The 17,488-nt window shown below is 55.4% G+C and carries 12 protein-coding genes; 3 read left to right on the top strand and 9 right to left on the bottom strand.

Annotated features, from left to right (window positions below; translation table 11 throughout):
* Positions 1 to 400: 400 nt before the first annotated feature.
* The gene (locus KXG62_RS12035; RefSeq protein ID WP_218092208.1) at positions 401 to 1,288 is read right to left on the bottom strand and encodes a sugar phosphate isomerase/epimerase family protein; all 888 of its coding nucleotides are present in this window, start codon (positions 1,286 to 1,288) and stop codon (positions 401 to 403) included.
* A gap of 19 nt (positions 1,289 to 1,307) precedes the next feature.
* Positions 1,308 to 2,597: an ABC transporter substrate-binding protein gene (locus KXG62_RS12030; RefSeq protein ID WP_218092207.1), complete on the bottom strand. Its 1,290-nt coding sequence runs from the start codon at positions 2,595 to 2,597 to the stop codon at positions 1,308 to 1,310.
* 198 nt (positions 2,598 to 2,795) lie between these two features.
* On the opposite strand from KXG62_RS12030, the gene KXG62_RS12025 reads away from it, so the two are divergent.
* Positions 2,796 to 3,686, top strand: coding sequence for a helix-turn-helix domain-containing protein (locus KXG62_RS12025; protein ID WP_218092206.1), 891 nt, complete (start codon positions 2,796 to 2,798; stop codon positions 3,684 to 3,686).
* Positions 3,687 to 3,828: 142 nt separating this feature from the next.
* Here KXG62_RS12025 and KXG62_RS12020 read toward each other — a convergent pair whose 3' ends face one another.
* The 5 genes from KXG62_RS12020 to KXG62_RS12000 all read right to left on the bottom strand — a co-directional run bounded on the left by KXG62_RS12020 (position 3,829) and on the right by KXG62_RS12000 (position 13,344).
* The gene (locus tag KXG62_RS12020) at positions 3,829 to 5,892 is read right to left on the bottom strand and encodes a glycoside hydrolase family 65 (protein WP_218092205.1); all 2,064 of its coding nucleotides are present in this window, start codon (positions 5,890 to 5,892) and stop codon (positions 3,829 to 3,831) included.
* Positions 5,893 to 5,919: 27 nt separating this feature from the next.
* Complete coding sequence (locus KXG62_RS12015; protein ID WP_218092204.1) at positions 5,920 to 7,233, bottom strand: ABC transporter substrate-binding protein; 1,314 nt, start codon at positions 7,231 to 7,233, stop codon at positions 5,920 to 5,922.
* 24 nt (positions 7,234 to 7,257) lie between these two features.
* Entirely contained in the window at positions 7,258 to 9,714 is a 2,457-nt protein-coding gene (locus tag KXG62_RS12010) for a glycosylhydrolase-like jelly roll fold domain-containing protein (RefSeq protein ID WP_218092203.1), read from the bottom strand.
* A 120-nt stretch (positions 9,715 to 9,834) separates the two neighbouring features.
* Complete coding sequence (locus tag KXG62_RS12005) at positions 9,835 to 12,261, bottom strand: glycosyl hydrolase family 95 catalytic domain-containing protein (RefSeq protein WP_218092202.1); 2,427 nt, start codon at positions 12,259 to 12,261, stop codon at positions 9,835 to 9,837.
* 285 nt (positions 12,262 to 12,546) lie between these two features.
* Positions 12,547 to 13,344, bottom strand: coding sequence for an AraC family transcriptional regulator (locus tag KXG62_RS12000; RefSeq protein WP_218092201.1), 798 nt, complete (start codon positions 13,342 to 13,344; stop codon positions 12,547 to 12,549).
* Between the two features lie 209 nt (positions 13,345 to 13,553).
* Between KXG62_RS12000 and KXG62_RS11995 the strand changes: the two genes are divergently transcribed.
* Positions 13,554 to 14,171 (top strand): hypothetical protein, encoded by a 618-nt coding sequence (locus tag KXG62_RS11995; RefSeq protein WP_218092200.1) that lies wholly within the window; start codon positions 13,554 to 13,556, stop codon positions 14,169 to 14,171.
* A 91-nt stretch (positions 14,172 to 14,262) separates the two neighbouring features.
* Positions 14,263 to 15,165, top strand: coding sequence for an ArsR/SmtB family transcription factor (locus KXG62_RS11990; RefSeq protein ID WP_218092199.1), 903 nt, complete (start codon positions 14,263 to 14,265; stop codon positions 15,163 to 15,165).
* 43 nt (positions 15,166 to 15,208) lie between these two features.
* Here the strand turns inward: KXG62_RS11990 and KXG62_RS11985 are convergent, their stop codons facing one another.
* Both KXG62_RS11985 and KXG62_RS11980 read right to left on the bottom strand, forming a co-directional pair.
* On the bottom strand, positions 15,209 to 16,120 hold the full coding sequence (locus tag KXG62_RS11985) for a family 43 glycosylhydrolase (RefSeq protein ID WP_218092198.1): 912 nt from the start codon (positions 16,118 to 16,120) through the stop codon (positions 15,209 to 15,211).
* A gap of 34 nt (positions 16,121 to 16,154) precedes the next feature.
* On the bottom strand, positions 16,155 to 17,471 hold the full coding sequence (locus KXG62_RS11980) for an ABC transporter substrate-binding protein (RefSeq protein ID WP_218092197.1): 1,317 nt from the start codon (positions 17,469 to 17,471) through the stop codon (positions 16,155 to 16,157).
* Positions 17,472 to 17,488 lie beyond the last annotated feature (17 nt).

Raw genomic sequence — 17,488 nt, 5'->3', positions numbered from 1 at the left:
TATATGAAGGTGAAGTCCACCAGTTCGTTGATTTGACGGAGCATATTGTCCTTTGGCACGACGATGTCATACAGTGCCGCGTAAGGACTCAGAACCAAAGTTTGTTGTTGCCGAATCATCTGCTCTCACCTGCTTTTCGTAATGCCTTAATTATACAGCAAAAAAGGTACAGACCCCTCAATTTTCTTGAAGGACTGTACCTTTTTCGTATGAAAGGACTTTTTCAGTGGCCTCGTATATCGCCGGACGATCCGTCGCTGCGCGCGCCTATGTCTCATTCATCTGTCTCGGGAAAACAACCGCCGCCGAGCGCCTATACGTGCCCGGGCGACAGTCTCGATAGCGCCCGAGGTGCCGCCGAGCAGCGTGCCGTCCAGGTCGGCGGCAGCTAAGCCCAGCTTCATGCCTCCTCCCCTCCCGCACTGCGGACCAGGTAATTGCCAAGCTCCGCCGCATAACGCAATCCCGCGTCGCGCAGCCCGTCCGGCAGCACCCGGATCGAGCTGTGCGCTTCGTATGTGAAATCGCCCGCATACCGTATGTCCCGCAGCGCTTCCATGACGGCGTTCCATTGGATTGTGCCGCTGAACGGCAGCAGATGCAGATCGCGGATGCCGTCGTTGTCGTTGATATGGGTCGCCTTCAGACGGCTGCCCAGCTCCCTGATCCGCGCTTGATCGAGGCTTTGTTCATGAGCGTGCCCGGTATCCCAGCACGCGCCCACAAGCGGGTGGTTCAACGTATCGATCAGCTCGATCAGCTCATCCGGCATCGCGCAATAGGCACGCCTGCGCGTAAGAGGCTGGGCTTGCGTCCGGTCATACATATTCTCCAGCGCCAGTCCGACGCCGGTGCGTTCGGCCGCAGGCAGCAGCCGCTCGTAAAAGCGGACGTTGTACGCCAGCAGCTCCTTGTACGGCTCGCCGCTGCCGGTAATCGCGCTCGGATGAAACACGACCCAAGGAATGCCGAGAATCGCCGCCGTTTGCAGCGATCTTGCGGCCATCGCAAGAAACGATTCTTCGTTCAACTGCAGCACCATATCGGAGAAGCTGCGGCCGTGCACCGGCCCGTGCATTTGCGTGAACCGCAGGCGCAGCGAATCGGCCAGCGCGCGGATTCGCTGCGCCCATGCCTCCTCTTCTTCCCAAGTCAAGCCGTGGACATATTTCTGGTAATCCCAATAGTTGAAATCGAGCGTCGTGAAGCCCGCATCCCGGCAGCGCTCCATGGCGCGGTCGATCGGATTGTCCGGCAAAAACACGTTCAGCGAGGTTGAAACCTTCATGTTCTTCATCCTTTCAACATTATTTGTTCGCTTGCGAGCTTATATATTTGCTAATTTCTTCTTCGGCGCTTCGCAGCGCGGTATTGACATCCACCTTGTCGGCGACAACATCGGCGAACGCTTTCTTCAGCACTTCATTGCCTTTCGAATGATAGATGGAGAACGGGGGCGCATACGCAGGCGTGCTTTTGAACAGGCTGGCGACATTTTTCCCTTTCAGAATGTCCATCTTCGCACCGAACGCCTTGTTGACGGCCGGATTCGTCAATGCCGAGATGCGGCCGGTCGCGCTGGTGCTAAGCGTCTGCACCTCGTCCGAGAAGAACACGTCCATGACCTTCATCGCATCGTCCTTATGCTTGCTCGTCTTGCTTACCATGAGCAGATGCAGGTCGTACATGCCATACGTATTGGGCGTTTCTTTATAACTAGGATATTGGGCGAGGTCCCAGTTTAGTTCTTTGGCCTGATTGATCTGGTCCAATATATTGACGGTCGCGATCATTGCCAGCGTCTTGTCCTTCGTAAACCGGCTGATGCTTAGCTTCATCGGATTGTTCGGGATGGAATACAGCCGCTTGCCCAGCTCGAACGCCTGCTTATATTTTGCATTGTCGACCGTCGCTTTGTTCGTCTTCGCGTCGACGGGAACCAATGAAAGCGGATACGTTAATCTCGACAGCGTATCGATGTCCAGTCCGCCGTATTCGACGCCGTCCTCGAGCCGCGACAACCGGCGCGTAAGCTCCACCGTCTCGTCCCATGTCATGCCGTCTTTCGGATAAGGCACGCCGAACCGCTCGAAGATGTCTTTGTTGTAGTAAAGTGCGGAAAACTGAATATTGTAAGGCAGGCCGAGCATTTCGCCTTTGTCTGACAATTCTTTGATCGTGTTCATCGTTTTCGGGTCAAACCGGCTCAGATCGAGCGGGTGCTGCTTGGTCAGCGCTGCGATATCCTCGAATATATTCAAATCTTTATACCCGCCGACATTGCCGTTCCACATCAGGATCAGATCGAGCTCTTGGCCGGACGCAACGAGGTTCTCGAAGGTGATCGCGCTTTTGTCCATCATTTGCACCGTAATATGAGGGTATTTCTTACTCACCGGATCTGCGATCAACAGCTTGAAATCAGCCTCGGACATCGGGTTGTTCGGGTACAGCTTCAGCGTGACGGGATTCGGCTGTTTGTCCGGTATTCTCCCCTCGCCCCCGGATTCCTCCCTACCGGACGTGCATCCCGCCAGGGACGCGGCATAGAGTGCGAGCAACCCGAGAACCGCAAAGCGAAGCAGCCTTTGGCTCATGGAATAACCTCCCTTTATATTGTCGTTACTACTCCATTATTGACGGCTGGGTCGGGAATCGGAATAACAATAGGTAGTTCGTTTTTATCCATTTGTAGTGTTCTGCCGCTCCATGTTCCGGCACGCGCGGGATGGTGTATAATGAACGTACAAGCATCATGGAGCAGGACCGCCTCGCCGCTCCGCCCGGGAAAGAGGGTGAATCAGATACAGGAATTCCATCACGAATACGCCGAAAGATGGGTGCACGCGCCGGATGCGTTCGATCAAAAAGGCGGCCTGTACGTCATCCATCTCGGCCATAATATCGCCAAATCGAACTACAGCTCGGGACCGCGTCAAACGGGGCATTATACATTTCATTTCGTCCGGGAAGGCGAGGTGGAATTTTGGTACGGCGATCATCGGGTGGTTCTATCCAAAGGCGACATGTTCTGCAAATTCCCGCATGAGACGTACACGTACAAGCTGCACCCGAGCCCGGAGCCGCTCCGAATGGTATGGCTCGCCTTTAACGGCAGCCAAGCCGCGGAGATGATGGCGATGTCCGGTTTTACCGCGGAGACGATGTACCGGACCCGCGTCCTTGACCAGGATATGGAGCTGCTGCTGCGGCAAGTCGTGCAAACGCCGAAGCAGATGAACAAGAAGCATCTGGCGCAGCTGAACGGACTGCTGTACCGGATTTACGGATTGCTCATCCCGGAAAGCCATGACGGCGCAAGCGCGCAGACGAAAGATTACTGGGTGCAAAAAAGCCTCGATTTTATCCATTCGTTCTACGCGGAAAAAATTAATGTCAACGATATTGCCACCTATGTCGGTGTGCACCGCACTCATTTTTCCAAGACGTTCACAGAGGAAGTCGGCCTTCCCCCTGCCGCTTATTTGCAAAATGTGCGTATGGACAAGGCAGGACGGCTGCTGCGCCGGACGAGGCTGTCCGTAACGGAAATTGCGCTGTCTGTCGGATACATGGATTTGTATCCGTTTACAAGAGCGTTCACGCGGCAATTCGGCTGCTCCCCGAGCCGGTACCGTCAAACGGCCGCGCCGCGAAAAAAGGACGAAGCGCCGAATTCGCGCTAGTCGCAAATCCGATTCTTCGTCCCGTGCAGCTTGTGTGCATGTTCATCCAATCAGGACGCCTTCGTCCCGCAAGCTTGCCTGATCGTTACATCCAGCGTTCAACCATTCGTTACATTTTCGCCCCGTGAAGCTTGCCGGCATGCTACATCCAGGCGTGAAGCCCTTCGTGGCGCACCGTCCACGAGCCGTCGTTCGGGAAGCCGGGCGCATGCTGGTCAGGGCCGTTCTGCCAGCCGGCGGCCATCATCGCGATGGCGATGAGCAGCCCGCCGTTGCCCGGCAAGTACGCGCTCAGCCGCCGGCTTAAATAGTTGTGCCCGTTCGGCAAATACGTGTTTTTGGTCGTTTCGAAAAGCAGCATATCGACAGCGAGCGCGCCGTCGCCGAGCCGGGCCGCCGTCATCGCAGCCATCGGGAAATCCCATCCCCATGTCGTATCCCATCTCCAGCTCTCCAGCACCTTGCGCAGCGTTTGTCGCATCACCTTCGGGTCGATCATGACGCCGGGAAGCATCCCGAGCGCTCCCAGCATCGACGGATGATCGTGATTTTTGGCCGTATACGTATCCGGCGCATTCTCATGTGCCAGGTAGACGCCATCCTGCTGCGGCAGTGCCGACAACCGGTCGATCACGTCCCGCCACTTCGGATTGGCAGGCAGTCCTTGCCGCCGCGCCCATAGGCAGGCCAATTCGAGGGCATGCCGCCAATATTCCAGCTCATAGGTCGGGTTCCACGTCGTCGCCGCTTTATGATTTTCCTGCGCCGGAATGACGGGCGGCCCCAGCACATAGCGCTGTCCCGCTTCATCCCACCGCGCGAAGGAAGCCATGAAATCCGCCGACTCCCTCACAATGTCGCCGTACAGCTCGAGCGTCTCCTGCGTCGGCTCGGACAAGTACAGCAGCTCCGCCATCGCGATCGGATGCGGCTGCTGCCAGATGAGCAGCGTCGCGACCGGAGACGGGCTCTGCTTCCCTTCCGGCCCGACCATCTTCGGCCAGCGCGCGCCTTCATAGCCCTGGAACCGCGCCAGCTCCCGGGCGGCCGGCAAGATGTCGCGGTACCAGTCCATGCTGCGCTTCAACAAATAAGCCCGGCCCCACAGCGGGAAATGAAACGCATGCCACCAGTGCATCTCCAGATGCGGCTTGCCGAACCAGCTGTTGTACAGCAGTCCCGTTTCCTGCGGTGGAATCGAGCCGGCGCTGTGAATCGCGAGCACGAACTGGGACAGCACGATACGCCGTTCCAGCTCCAGCGCCCGCGGGTCCCGGCTGTCCGCCAGCTCGACGACGCCGCCATTCATCCAGAATTGCTCCCAATACGCCTGGCTCGCTTCCATCGTCTCCTGAACGGACACGAGGGACGCCAACCGTCCCGACGGGACAAAACCTGCGACGAACGAAAGCGACGAATGCTCTCCCCGGCCCTCCAGCAGCAGCGAATGCGGGCCGGTCTGTCTGAGCTTGCCTTGGCTCCAATGCAGCGCAAGCCGGTATCCGTCTTCATCCATCGAACGATCGACGACCGCTTCATGATCCGTATTCGATCGGAGCACGGTGGCGTGCGAATCGGGCTCGCCCCAATTCAGGCCGATCGTCTTCTCCCACGACCGGTCTGTCATCCCGGGCGCCGGAAAGCGAATCGTTATATCCAGCCGCCCTTCCGCAAGCAGCGGACTGTCCACACGGACCGCAAGCTGGTCCGCGTCCGGGTGAACGGCGGTGCGTACGGTCACTTCGCGCCCCATGACGTTGTAGCGGCTGTGAAGGATGCCGCTCCACATGTCGAGCGTCTGCTCGGCGTTCGTAACGCCGTCATGCGGGACGACATCGCCCGAGGCGTCCCTGAAGACGAAGCCGATCTGTCCGAGCTGCAGCCGGTGCGGATTTTGCCTGAGCCAATGGTACGGCTCCTCCCGGTCTTCGGCGTGAACCGGATAGCCGCCAGAGCTTGTCTGCGCATCTGCGTGCTGCATGCGCACGTCGTCCAGGCTCCAGGCGTCCCGCCCGCCGCTGCTGTGCCAGCCCCATTGGGACTGCGTCCCGAGCGGTACGTCATAAGCCTCCGGGAACGTCTGCAGCCCGGTCACGTCGGCGGTAAAAGCGAACTCCCCGTTGCCGACAGCCAGCGGCGACAAGGGCAGAATGCCCCGCGCCGACGGATTATGTCTGGAAACTAGCGCCTTGCGGTCGATTGCCATGGTCGTACCTCCTGTTAGCAAGTATCGTTATTTTTTCGCGTCTGCCAGCTTCTTGACCGTGTCCTCCTCCGTGCTGCGGAACGTCGTATTGTAGTCCCCGTTCAAAATAATCGGCGGCACGGCTTTCGCGTATGGAGCGAGCAGCAGGTTATCGTACTGCGACTTGTACGGAATCGGAGCAAACTTGTTGTAGAAGGCGCTTTTCAAGTTTTTATCCTTGAATGCGCTTTCTTGTCCGTATACTTTTTTGATCGCGTCGCTATTCGATACCGGCATGACGCCTTTTTTGCTCAGCTTCTCCTGCATTTCGTCGGATATCAGGTACTGGATCACCTTCATGGCCTGATCCCGCTGCTTGGACATCGAGGTGACCGAGAAATACGTCGGGTATGCTTGCGAGCCTACGCCCGGAAGGCTATCGAAGGTCGGCAGCGAGATGACGTCCCAATTCATCGCGGAGAAATCTTCGGGGAATACGAAGATGATGGACGACAGCCAGGCGAACATCGCAAGATCTTTGTCTTTCAGGAATTCGTTCCGGTACGGAATCGCTTCCTTATGGGCTTTGATGTATTCCTTATAGCCCGGCGCCTTGGCCGGTCCGACGAATACGGTATTATAGTAATCTCTCCACTTTTCGTTGCTGAATATCGTAGGCGTCCCTTTCGCCTGATCGATGAACGGGATCGACAGCTGATTCATCAGCAGCATATGCGTCTGCGAAGACGAAAGGCCGACGTACTGCTTGCCGTCGAAGCGGGTCAGCTTCTCGCCCATTTGAATCGCTTCGTTCCAGGTCATGCCGTCTTTCGGATACGGAACGCCGAATTTATCGAACAAATCTTTATTGTAATTCAATACCATGTTGTTGTTAAACACCGGGATGCCGTATATTTTGTCCGGGCTGATCTGCTTGACGGAATCGGCTACCGTCTTCTCCATTCGTGAAAAATCGACGTTATACTTCTTCATCAGCTCCGTCATGTCGAACTCCAGGCCGTTGTCCAGCACGGCCGAGGCGAATCCGCCGATGGAGTCCCAATAAATATCGATCGTTTCCCCGGATGTGAGCAGTTCCTTGATGCCGAGGTTGGATTGCTTTTGAATATATTTAATGTTGTACTGGGGGAATTTCTCCTTGAGCGGACTTCCGAAACGTTCGTTCCAGCTTTCGGGCGAATCGCCGCTGCCCGAATAAACTACGAGATTGGCAGGCTCCAAATCTTTGCCTCCGCCTGCAGCGTTCGACCCGCCTGAGGCCGCAGGCTTGGTCGAGCAAGCGGCGGATAATACCGCCAAGCTTAAAATCACACCGATCGTCGGAATACGTCGTCCGTTCATGCGCATGGAAATTCCCCCTATTTATTATTCGTGAATGGAATTGACAATAACGCGAACCGGCCCGATGAGGCCGGATGGCAAGCTCTTGCCGTCGAACCGGCAGGCCAAACTATTGGTAACGCGTACCGCTATTTCATTATGTCCGTTATTCACATAGGGTGTAATGTTCAGGGTGTACGGATGCCACATGCATACGCCGGCGCTGTGGCCGTTCACCCATACCTCGGCGATTTCATGAACTTCGCCGAGATCAAGCTTCATTGAGGAGCTTGATCTTATGCCGCTCAGCTCGAATGACGAGCGATACAACGCCGTGCCCGATACTTGCGCGAGCAGCGGCTCATCCGCCCACGGGCCGATCCCCTTCGGGACGGCCGGAAGCGTGGGAGCTTCGACCTGCCATTGTGTGAGCGCGACTGCAGCCATGTGCGCGTCCAGCCGCTGCGATTCCGTCAAGCGTTCCGGCTCCGCCGCAGGATCGATGCGGAAGATGGCGCTTTGCCTGCGCTCCAGCCGAGCCGGCATGCGCAGCTTCCCATCGTGCCATGCCGCCGCTGCCGGTTCCGTCTCCCCGGTCCAGGCGTCCCAGCGCTCCGCCCGTCCGCTGACCGCGACCGTCAGTCTCCCTTCGTAGCAGGCTTCGCCTTCGTTCACGACGACGTAAAAATGCTCGCCGCCCTTCACCACATGGCTTACGCGAATACCCGCGCACGGCGGCTCAAGCACGATGTCGCGCGGGACGACGCGATCAAGAGCGTACGGTACCGCTTCGCAACCCGTCAGCACCGCGGTCGCGCAATCCGCCTCCGTGAGGCTCAGCACCGTGCCGCCGCTCTCCCGGAACCGCAGCAGGGCGTGCTTCGTCTCTGCGTCCAGTTCCTCCGTGCTTTCCACAAGCACGACCGAATAGCTTTGCTCTGCGATCCGGATTTGCCCGTCCGCGATGCTGCTGGAGGAAACGAGCAAGCTCTCCTCCAAGTAATTGAATTCGATTTGATGCTCATAGAGCGGCACGGCGATCCGCCACGGCAGCCGGTCTTCCTTGCACAGCACGGCCACCGGCGTGGCGTTGCGGCTGTCCGTCATAAGCCAGCTCATCCGCTTCATGTAGCGGGAGAACGCTGCGTAATGTGGCCACCAAATATTATTCGGCCCGACATCCGGCGGCCGCTCCCCCCAGCGCCGCGGCCCGTCGATGGAGTAATAAAACGCGTGCGGACACAGCATATTGACGCCTCGGACAACGAGCCAGTCGATGTACCATTTCATATCGCCTGCCGTAAGCTCCCAGCCGGCGCCTTTGCCGCACACGCCGAGAAACTCATTGATGTTCCGTCTTCTGCTGCGGTGCCTGGCCGCATCGGCCGAGCATTTGCCCGCCGTGCTGTGATGCCCTTCCAGCCCTTTGCGATCCTCCGGCGCGACCCATCGCCACACGACGTCCTGACCCGGAATGTGAAACAAGTCGAGCAAGCCGATGTCATCGCTGGCCGCCGGGTGCCCCGTCAGGGCGATGCCGTGCGCCGCGCACCAGTCGCTCAGCGGCTTGTAGTACGATTCCGTCAGCTGCCGCTGCACCGTTTTGCGGTACGCGCGGCGGACGGATTCTGCTGAATCCGCTTCCATCCAGAGCAGCGGCAAGTCTTCCTCGCGCCCACCTTCCCGGACAAAGCGACCCAGAAAGCCGGTTGTCCACGGGCGCAAGCCTTTGCGATGCCTTCGCCCCAGCATATCCGGCTCGTCGGTGAAAAACGCGATAATCGTGCTGCCGAAATATCGGGCGAGCCGCTCATAATACCGTTCGTGCGTCAGCCGAATAAATTTGCGGGTCGCCTCGGGGCGCAGCAGATCGGCGGAAGCCGGTGCGTTCGGTTCTCCGTCATCCTCGCCGAAGTGAATGCCCCGGATCGTACCTTTGGAGAATGTCTCGATAAACAACAGGATCGACCACGATTGGGAAGAATCGGCCGGCCGGAACGATACTTGTCCGTCCGCAGCCGTCAAGATGACGGCAGCCGCCGGGTCGGTCAGCCGGTCCCCGTCTTTCCTGACAGCCAGCGCGCTGACCAGCATTTCGTCCGGCTCGAGAACTTCTGCTAGGCGAACCGTCGCTGCCCCGTCGAATGACGCCATTCGCAAGCCGCGGCTCGCAAATTCGGGATTGCCCTGCACGACGAGGCCTTTGGCCGATCCTGACGGATACATCGCTTCATCGTACAATATAACCGTCATTCCACGCCTTGAAGCTTCCTCCACCGCTGCTTCGACCAAATCCATATACGTATCGGATAAATAAGGAATCGATTCGGGAATGCCGATCCGCGGATGCAGGACGAACCCCATTACCCCTTTTTCCGCAAAATCGCCGATCTGCCGAACGATTTCTTCCTTCGTCAGCGCATCGTTCCAGAACCAGAACGGGATCGGGGTAAACGCGTCGGAAGGCTCCAAAAATTGCTTCTTTAACGCCGTTTCGCTCATCTATGTCACGCTCCTACTCTTTGCAACCGTTTGCAGTTATCATTGCGCTGCCGTCATAGCAGCCAGATCATCCGGCAGTCCTCCCCGTCCCGTCAGAGGTCGGGGAGCGACAGCTGTTTATTATTGCGGAATCGGCACAGACGAGCCGATGGGCGCTTTGCTGCGGATGCGCACCATGCCGCCCGGCTTCAGCCGTACCGCGTAGCCGTTCGGAACGCTCTGCACGGCGCTCCACTCCGCGTCGCTGCCGTCCCATTGATACGGCTCCGGCCAATCGGGCAGCCGAACGATGATATCGGTCTCCCGCTCCGCTTCCATCACCGCTTCGAACATGCCGGTCTCGCGGTCCCACGCCAGCGACAGCCGCCCGTTCGTGTAGTGAAGCCCTTCCGCCCTGCCGCGCTTCCACTTGGCCGGCATGGCCGGAAGCAGCTTGACGATGCGCGGCGAAACGAACAGCAGCATCTCCTGCACGGCGTTGATGGCGCCCATGCTCGCGTCGAGCTGGATCGGCGCATCTTTGCGGTTCATGCAGATGCCCATATTGCGCCAGTCGTTGTGCAGCGTGAACAAATTGCTCAGCAAGCACGATCGCGCCAATATATCGAGGCACTCGAGCGCCGATTCGCCGTCGCCAAGCCGCGAATAAATGGCCGACATATGGGCCAGCGACCAGCCGCTTTGCGCCCCGATCAGCCGTTTGCGAACGGCGGTGTCGAACGCCGCGAACAGTTCCGGCTGCTCTTCCCTTGTGACTTCCTGTCCAGGGAAGAGCGGGTAAATATGCGACAGATGCCGGTGATCGTAACGATCATCGAAGTCCGGATGCATCCATTCCCGCACCGCGCCTTCCTCATTGATCTGGTACGGCGGAATGCGGCGCAGCATGCGCTCCCATTTCTCCACATCGCCGGGGTCGCCGCCGGCGATGGAGGTGCCTTCGATCAAATGCGTGAGCAGCTCCTTCAATATCGCAATGTCCATCGTCGCGTTGATCGTCGTCGGCATCGGGTGCGCTAGCGGCTGGCCGCTCGGCGGCATGAAGTTGAGCGGCGTGTTTTCCGGCGAGACGGAAGGGTAATACCGGTAATAGCCGTCATCGCCGAGCTCGAGGAAATCCTCGTAGAACAAGGCCGCCTCGCGCATGAACGGCAGCGCCTTCGAGGCGAGAAACTGGCGGTCGCCCGTGAACAAATAATATTCGTAATAATGCCGGGCGAGCCAGCCGGCAGCCCCGGTCCAGTTCATAATGACCGGCACGATCTGGTTCGGCACGCCGATTCCCGGCGTGGAGCCGGCCGGCATGTAGATGCCCCGGCACCCGTATAGCTTGCGGGCGCATTCCCGAAAGTCGTCCATCATGCCGTCGTAATACCGGACCAGCGCGGGCATCAGCTCGGCCAGCCCTCCTGCCGGCGCATGCCAGTACATCATTTGCACGTTCTCGTTGGCCATGTTATGGCACCAGACGAGCCGGTAATCGCCGGCCCACAAGCCGTACATGCCGAACGGATTGCTATCTGGGGCTGTGCCCGAAATGAACAAATACCGGCCGAATGACCACAGCTTCTCGACGAGCGCGGTCGGCGCCTCGCCGTCGTACGCGTCCAGCAGCAGCTCCTCGTTCGTGCGTTCGCGCTCGCGTTCACCGGCGCCAAGCTCGAGCTTAGCGGAATGAAACAGCCGCCCGTGAAGCTTGACGTGGCGCTCCAGCAGCTGCTCATACGTCAGGTCGACCGCAGCAAGCTCGCTGCGCAGGCGGGACCAGTCGCGCTCCCGCTCGCCCTTCACGAACACCTTCACAAGCGCGGTCGCCTTGCTGCCGCCGGAGAACCGCAATCCTCCCTCCGAGGGGCAAATGTCTCCCCCGGGGGGGCACAGCAGCCGCAGCACCGCGCCATAATCGGTGCCGTCGTCATTTCTCGCTGCAAAGAACAAGTATTCCTCCTCGGCCTTGCCGCTTGCCGTATCTTCCAACGGTTTGAACTTGGCAGCCGTGTTCGAATTTTCGCTTTGGCGGAAGCCGAGCTTCAAGAGCCCTTCCACAGAATCTCCGCTGCTGCGGATTTCATATACGATACAGTGATCCGCCCGGGAGACGAACAAGCTTCTTTCGTACGCGATGCCTTCGTCGTTCCATGTAACGGTAACTTCCCCCATCTCCATGTCGAGCGACCGGCGGTACCGCTTGAAGGCGCTGCCGCACGGCATGCTCAGCATCAGTTCGGCCAGCGGCAGCCTGGATGCAAGACGGGTGCTGTAGCCCGCATCCTTCAGCGCATTCGTCAAATGCCAGCTGGCTTCCGCATAGTTGCGTTCATTCATCAGCTTTCTCGTTTCGCGGAGCGTCCCGCTGACGTCAGGCAGCGCGTCCTTATGCCCGCCATGCCATAATTCCGCATGGTTGATGATCACGGATTCGTCTTTAACCGCGCCGAATACGGAAGCGCCGATCGTTCCGTTTCCGGAAGGCAGCGCCTCCCGCCACATGCTTCCCCACCACGATGCGGGATATTTCAGATAGAGCTTGTTTTTGCCGGATGCCATGCCACGCGGCCCTCCTCGACTGAACTTGCTTTCAATCTCTATTTTATCCGTCTCCGGGTACCGTGTCTTTGCACAATGTTCGACGCATTTGTCTTATTGTCCAATCCGTTCTATTCATCTTTACAGTAAGCTTTCGCGATAGGCCGAATCAATCGTAACATTTTGAACCATATCAATATTTGAAACTACTTGCCCATAATCACATCGAATCCGGCCGCATCCGAGCATCGTCGAGCCGAAACGCAAATAGGAGCAGACCGCATCGCGGTTACTGCTCCTTATCACTTATTTCATACGGGCATTTTTACGGTACTCATTCGGTGTGAACCCTGTAAGCTTCTTGAATATACGGCAAAAATACGGATAATTCGGAATGCCGACTTGCGAACCGGTTTGTTCTAATGACATCGTATCGTTCTCTAACAACCAACACGCTTGCCTGATTCTCCGCGCAATTAAATAATCGGTAATGCTGCTCCCGGTCTTTTGTCGAAAAAGATGCGAGATATGATGCTTGGAGAGGTGAAGCTCCTGCGCCAGTAGGTTCAGGTGAAACGGTTTGGCGTAATGCTCTTCAACCCATTGCAGCACTTTCTCAACATGTCCTTCCTTCCGCGGCATCCCTACGCTGCCTTCATGAAGCGAATGCAGGTAGTCGAGCATGTTCAGGAGAAGCGGCGCCGCTTCTTCAACATGGTCGTGTCCGCCCCGGCCGGGGAACATGTGATGAAACCGTTCGAGTAAGGCCAAGATATAGGCGCTGTTCCGATCCATATGCAGTACCTGATGGTGCAGCTCGTCCTTCCACATATGCTCGAAGAAACGATGAATCCGCGAGAACATTTTAATATATGGAACAAAGGATGTAGGTTCGAAGATCAGCACCGACCGTTCGTAAGGGCTTTGTTCGCTCACATCAAAGTGGACACGGTGCAGCTGAAACGGTTGAAAGAAAACGATGCTGCCGGATTGCAGCGAGTACATCTTCCGATTTAAGATGAGATGTCCGTTTCCTTGATGGATGAACAATAATTCGATCCCTCGATGATAATGATACGTATCTTTAAATGCTTCCTTGGTCAAATGCCTATACTTATAGCGAAATTGCCTGTTTCGTAATAAATCGTCCGAGAAAGACACATCATCTCATTCCTTCTTGGCCCATTTGTACTAATTATAGCAATACAGTGCAATAGCGCAACAACCTGGTTGATACTTTTAGCGTAATTCATGAATTACAATGATATGGAACCTGTAGTTGTGAAGACATAGGAGTCAGAGGGGGGCACAATATGATACCGGGAATGGAACTGATCGAAAAATTAAGCAGCGAAGAAAAGAGCGATATTCTGGCGTATTTGCTGTCTTTCTACGCGTTAGATGATTTATGCGGCCAGTGGGCCATCAGCAGAGCAACGTATTACCGGTATATCAAACATTGGGGAGTGAGCTTGCAGGAAATCCAGCGAAAGAAAAAACGGCTCGCCAATAAAACAAAGACGCCAATCCCCCTCTCGCATCGAGCGGGTATGCCCTCTGATTCTTTGTATGAAAAGCTGTTGGATATGATGCGGCGCACGAATACGTACAGTCATGCTGCCGGATTGATTCATAGCTGGTCGTTGAATGCGCGCGGTTCCTATTCACTGATCAGTTTATTGGAATCCATCCATGAATCCCTTGAGATGAAACAAGGGATGTACCGGATTGCCATTGAGTTAACTGAAATTTCGGCACCACGTCAAAGCCAAACCGCACAAGCTTCTACCTCGGCGTACTGGATGTCCACTTACGCGTATCCCAGCGATTTGCAATCGATTCGGTCCTTCGACGCGTATGGACTGCATGCATCAATGAATGAAGACAATCAGCTTCTTTCCGGTAAATCCCAACAAATCTGCAGCACATAGCGCATCAGTTCGCATCATTCGATTATCCATTCGGTTGTGTGTTTAACTTATTAGTTATATACTTAAGATTAAACCGCAACCGGAGGACATAATGAATATTGAAGTTTCCAGCAAAAACATTCGATTTTTCGAAGCGCTATCTTCGGAAACTCGCATTAAGATGATCGAGCTGTTGAATGAGCAGCCGATGAACATCAAAGAGCTTGCCGAGAAGCTGGACATATCATCGGCGATCGTCACCAGGCATGCCCAGCTGCTGGAGCAGGCCGGAATCATTTCCAGCAAAAGCTTGACCGCCAGTCGAGGCACACAAAAAATGTGCTCCCTGCTGCTGGATCAAGTACATCTGCAATTCAGGGGCAAAGGGCGAGGTCCCAACGAAATCGCTGCGTCGATCCCAGTCGGTCAGTATATATCGTACGAGGTGAAGCCGACCTGCGGACTGGCCTCCAGCGCAAAACAGATCGGGGTGGTCAACGATCCGCGCTATTTTGCCGATCCTGAGCATGTTCACGCCAGCATTATTTGGTTTGGTTCCGGCTACGTTACGTACCGCATCCCTAATTTTTTGCAAAATGATCAAACGCTAACGAGTCTGGAAATTTCTTTGGAAATATGTTCCGAGGCCCATCGTCATAACGAACAATGGCCGTCCGACATTACTTTCTATATTAACGATATTCGTCTCGGCACATGGACATGCCCGGGAGATTTCGGAGGTCCCCCGGGCATTTACAATCCGCCGTGGTGGACTTACTACAACACCCAGCACGGTCAATTAAAGACGATCACCGTCAAGAAGCAGATGACGGTCATCGACGGCGACGTCATGTCGCAAGTCACAATTAACGATTTGAATGTCGCTCCCGGCAAAGAACTGTTTTTGAAAATCGCCGTGCATGAAGACGCCGTTCACTGCGGTGGGATCAACATCTTCGGCAAAGATTTCGGCAATTACAACCAGGATATTCGCGTGACGATGACGTACGCCTAGTACGCAGCCGACATACACTGCTCTGAAGTCGGCGTGTCCATGATTATTCCCTAATCATTAGCGGCCTTCCTTGCTGCCAACCGATTTCTACCTTCGATATGTACCATGTTTTCCCATGATCATTATTTCCTTGATAAAATAAATACGTTCGGTCATCCTCGTCTTGAAATAGAAACGGATGGCCGGATTCGCTTGCATTCCACTCCCCGGGGTCACCGTTCGGTAAGAAAGGCATATCGCTCAATCTTCGAAAATGAATGCCGTCCTCACTCACCGCGCAGCCGATCTGCTGCGGCATGTTATTGTAATTGCCTGCATAGAACATGAAGACCTTCTGATCTTTTACACAAGCGGCCGCCGCTTCGATGCACTTTCCTTCCCATGAGAGCTCCGGCTTCAAGATGGATTCCGCGCACGCCTGCACCCAGCTGTCCCGGCCGAAATCCGAGTCTGCTCCCGTAACCGCGACGCCAAGCATTTGAATTTCCCCTTTAGGGTCCCGTGTCGCAAAGTATAAATAATATTGATCATGGAATCGGATCACATCCGCATCGATCGCCCTTCCGTTATTCCACTCCCCGGTTGGGGAAAAGATCGGGTTCGAATCGTTTCTGCGAAAATGCAATCCATCTTCCGATACCGCGTGGCAAATCGCATCTTTAGCGCCGTTGCCATAGGTTTGATAAAAGAGATGAATTTGCCCGTCCTTGACGATCGCTCCAGGTGCGCAGAAGCCATTGGCTTCGTATTCATGCTCGCGGTGTATTTCCCCCGCTACTCTCCATTCATCCATGTCATCGCTTATGGCGATGCCGATCCCCCATATGCCGCCGGCTTTTCCTTCGATCGGCGTGTGAACGGAATAGTACATGTAATAAGTTCCTTTAAACTTGACGACAGCCGGGTCTTTGGAATAAGGCCGTCCCTTGGTCGTATCTGCAAAATACATCGTCATCGCTTCTCTCCACCTTATCTCGTATAATACGGGACTATTTCTTGGATTTGACCGCCGTTTCAATGTCTGCACTCGCTTGCTCCACTGCGGTTCTCAATGCGGTATTCACGTCTTTCTTCCCTTTGGCAACGGTGTCGTGAGCGCTGATCAACCTTTTCTCGACAAGACCGTTATACTCCGTCCATATGGAAGGCGCATACTTTTCGGGGAATAGCGCCGAGACGTTTTTATTTTTATAATGCGCCAGGTCTTGCCCGTACATTTTGCGAATATCGGGGTTTTTCAATATCGTTTCGAACCCTTTCTTCGACAGGTGCGACTGCATCTCGTCCGAAGTCAAGTAAGCAATGACCTCAAAGGAATCCTGTTTATGCTCGTTTACTTTAGTTATATAGAAATAGTTCGGATAGCTTTGCGGCCCCATGTCTTTGGCGTCGCTGAAATAAGGGAACGATACGATGTCCCAATTCAGATCCGTAGGCAAGAGCAAACCATGCCCTGTCAGCATCGCATACATCGCGAGCGTCCGGTCGCTTCGGAACAAATTCGTTGCGTTGCCGCTCGAGTCATTGCCCGGTATGGTGTAATTGCGGGAAAGCGTCGTGATCATCGACTTGAACTTATCGCTGTCAAACAACGGCTTCATCGATTTCGGATCGATGTAAGGTTGACCGTATGGATTGAGCCTTGCTACATGCCCAAACGAATACATCAACCCTTTATATTTGACCCCGCCCTCCGTTCGGGTCAGTTTTTTGGCTACTTCGTATATTTCATCCCAAGACATGCCATCTTTCAAATAGCCGATACCGAATCTGTCGAAAATATCTTTATTGTAATATAGCGTAAGCGACTGATTCACCACCGGCAAGCCGTACATTTGACCATTGCCGATTTGCTTTAAAATGTCGATGGTCGAAGGCTCGATCCGGCTCAAGTCGAAGTTATTTTGCTTGATCAATGGGGTTATATCGTACTGATACTGATTGTCAATCAGGCTGGAATACGTCGCGCCAATGGAGGTATAAATCAGATCGATCCGTTGCCCCGAAGCGATCAGATTGGGCAGCTCCGTCCCTTTATCTTTCGTGAGCATGAGAAATTTGGGCGTAATATGCGGAAATCTCGCCTTGATTTTATTTCCGTAAATCTCCATCAGCTGCTCTTCGGTGAAGTCGCTGTTGGTTTGATAAATGACGAGCTCGAACGGTTTTTTTGCCGTCTGCTGCGCCGTGCTTCCTTGCTCGGTCCCTGGCTCCGTCCGGGCGCAAGAACTCAGCAGCAAGCCCGAGGCTGCGGTAATCGCGAGAAGTAGAATGCCGGGTTTGAATCCTTCTATGTGCTGCTTCATCGCTGTTTCATCTCCTT

This window comes from Paenibacillus solanacearum, from assembly GCF_910593845.1.
Taxonomy (GTDB): domain Bacteria; phylum Bacillota; class Bacilli; order Paenibacillales; family NBRC-103111; genus Paenibacillus_G; species Paenibacillus_G solanacearum.
Note: the sequence above shows the minus strand (reverse complement) of the source record. Positions and strands in the feature narration are given on the sequence as shown.

Excerpts from the sequence above, each read along its gene's own strand:
- KXG62_RS11990 (WP_218092199.1), top strand. The coding sequence starts at position 14,263 with ATGAATATTGAAGTTTCCAGCAAAAACATTCGATTTTTCGAAGCGCTA.
- KXG62_RS12015 (WP_218092204.1), bottom strand. The coding sequence starts at position 7,233 with ATGAACGGACGACGTATTCCGACGATCGGTGTGATTTTAAGCTTGGCG.
- KXG62_RS11980 (WP_218092197.1), bottom strand. The coding sequence starts at position 17,471 with ATGAAGCAGCACATAGAAGGATTCAAACCCGGCATTCTACTTCTCGCG.
- KXG62_RS11985 (WP_218092198.1), bottom strand. The coding sequence starts at position 16,120 with ATGACGATGTATTTTGCAGATACGACCAAGGGACGGCCTTATTCCAAA.
- KXG62_RS12005 (WP_218092202.1), bottom strand. The coding sequence starts at position 12,261 with ATGGCATCCGGCAAAAACAAGCTCTATCTGAAATATCCCGCATCGTGG.
- KXG62_RS12035 (WP_218092208.1), bottom strand. The coding sequence starts at position 1,288 with ATGAAGGTTTCAACCTCGCTGAACGTGTTTTTGCCGGACAATCCGATC.
- KXG62_RS12030 (WP_218092207.1), bottom strand. The coding sequence starts at position 2,597 with ATGAGCCAAAGGCTGCTTCGCTTTGCGGTTCTCGGGTTGCTCGCACTC.
- KXG62_RS11995 (WP_218092200.1), top strand. The coding sequence starts at position 13,554 with ATGATACCGGGAATGGAACTGATCGAAAAATTAAGCAGCGAAGAAAAG.
- KXG62_RS12010 (WP_218092203.1), bottom strand. The coding sequence starts at position 9,714 with ATGAGCGAAACGGCGTTAAAGAAGCAATTTTTGGAGCCTTCCGACGCG.
- KXG62_RS12020 (WP_218092205.1), bottom strand. The coding sequence starts at position 5,892 with ATGGCAATCGACCGCAAGGCGCTAGTTTCCAGACATAATCCGTCGGCG.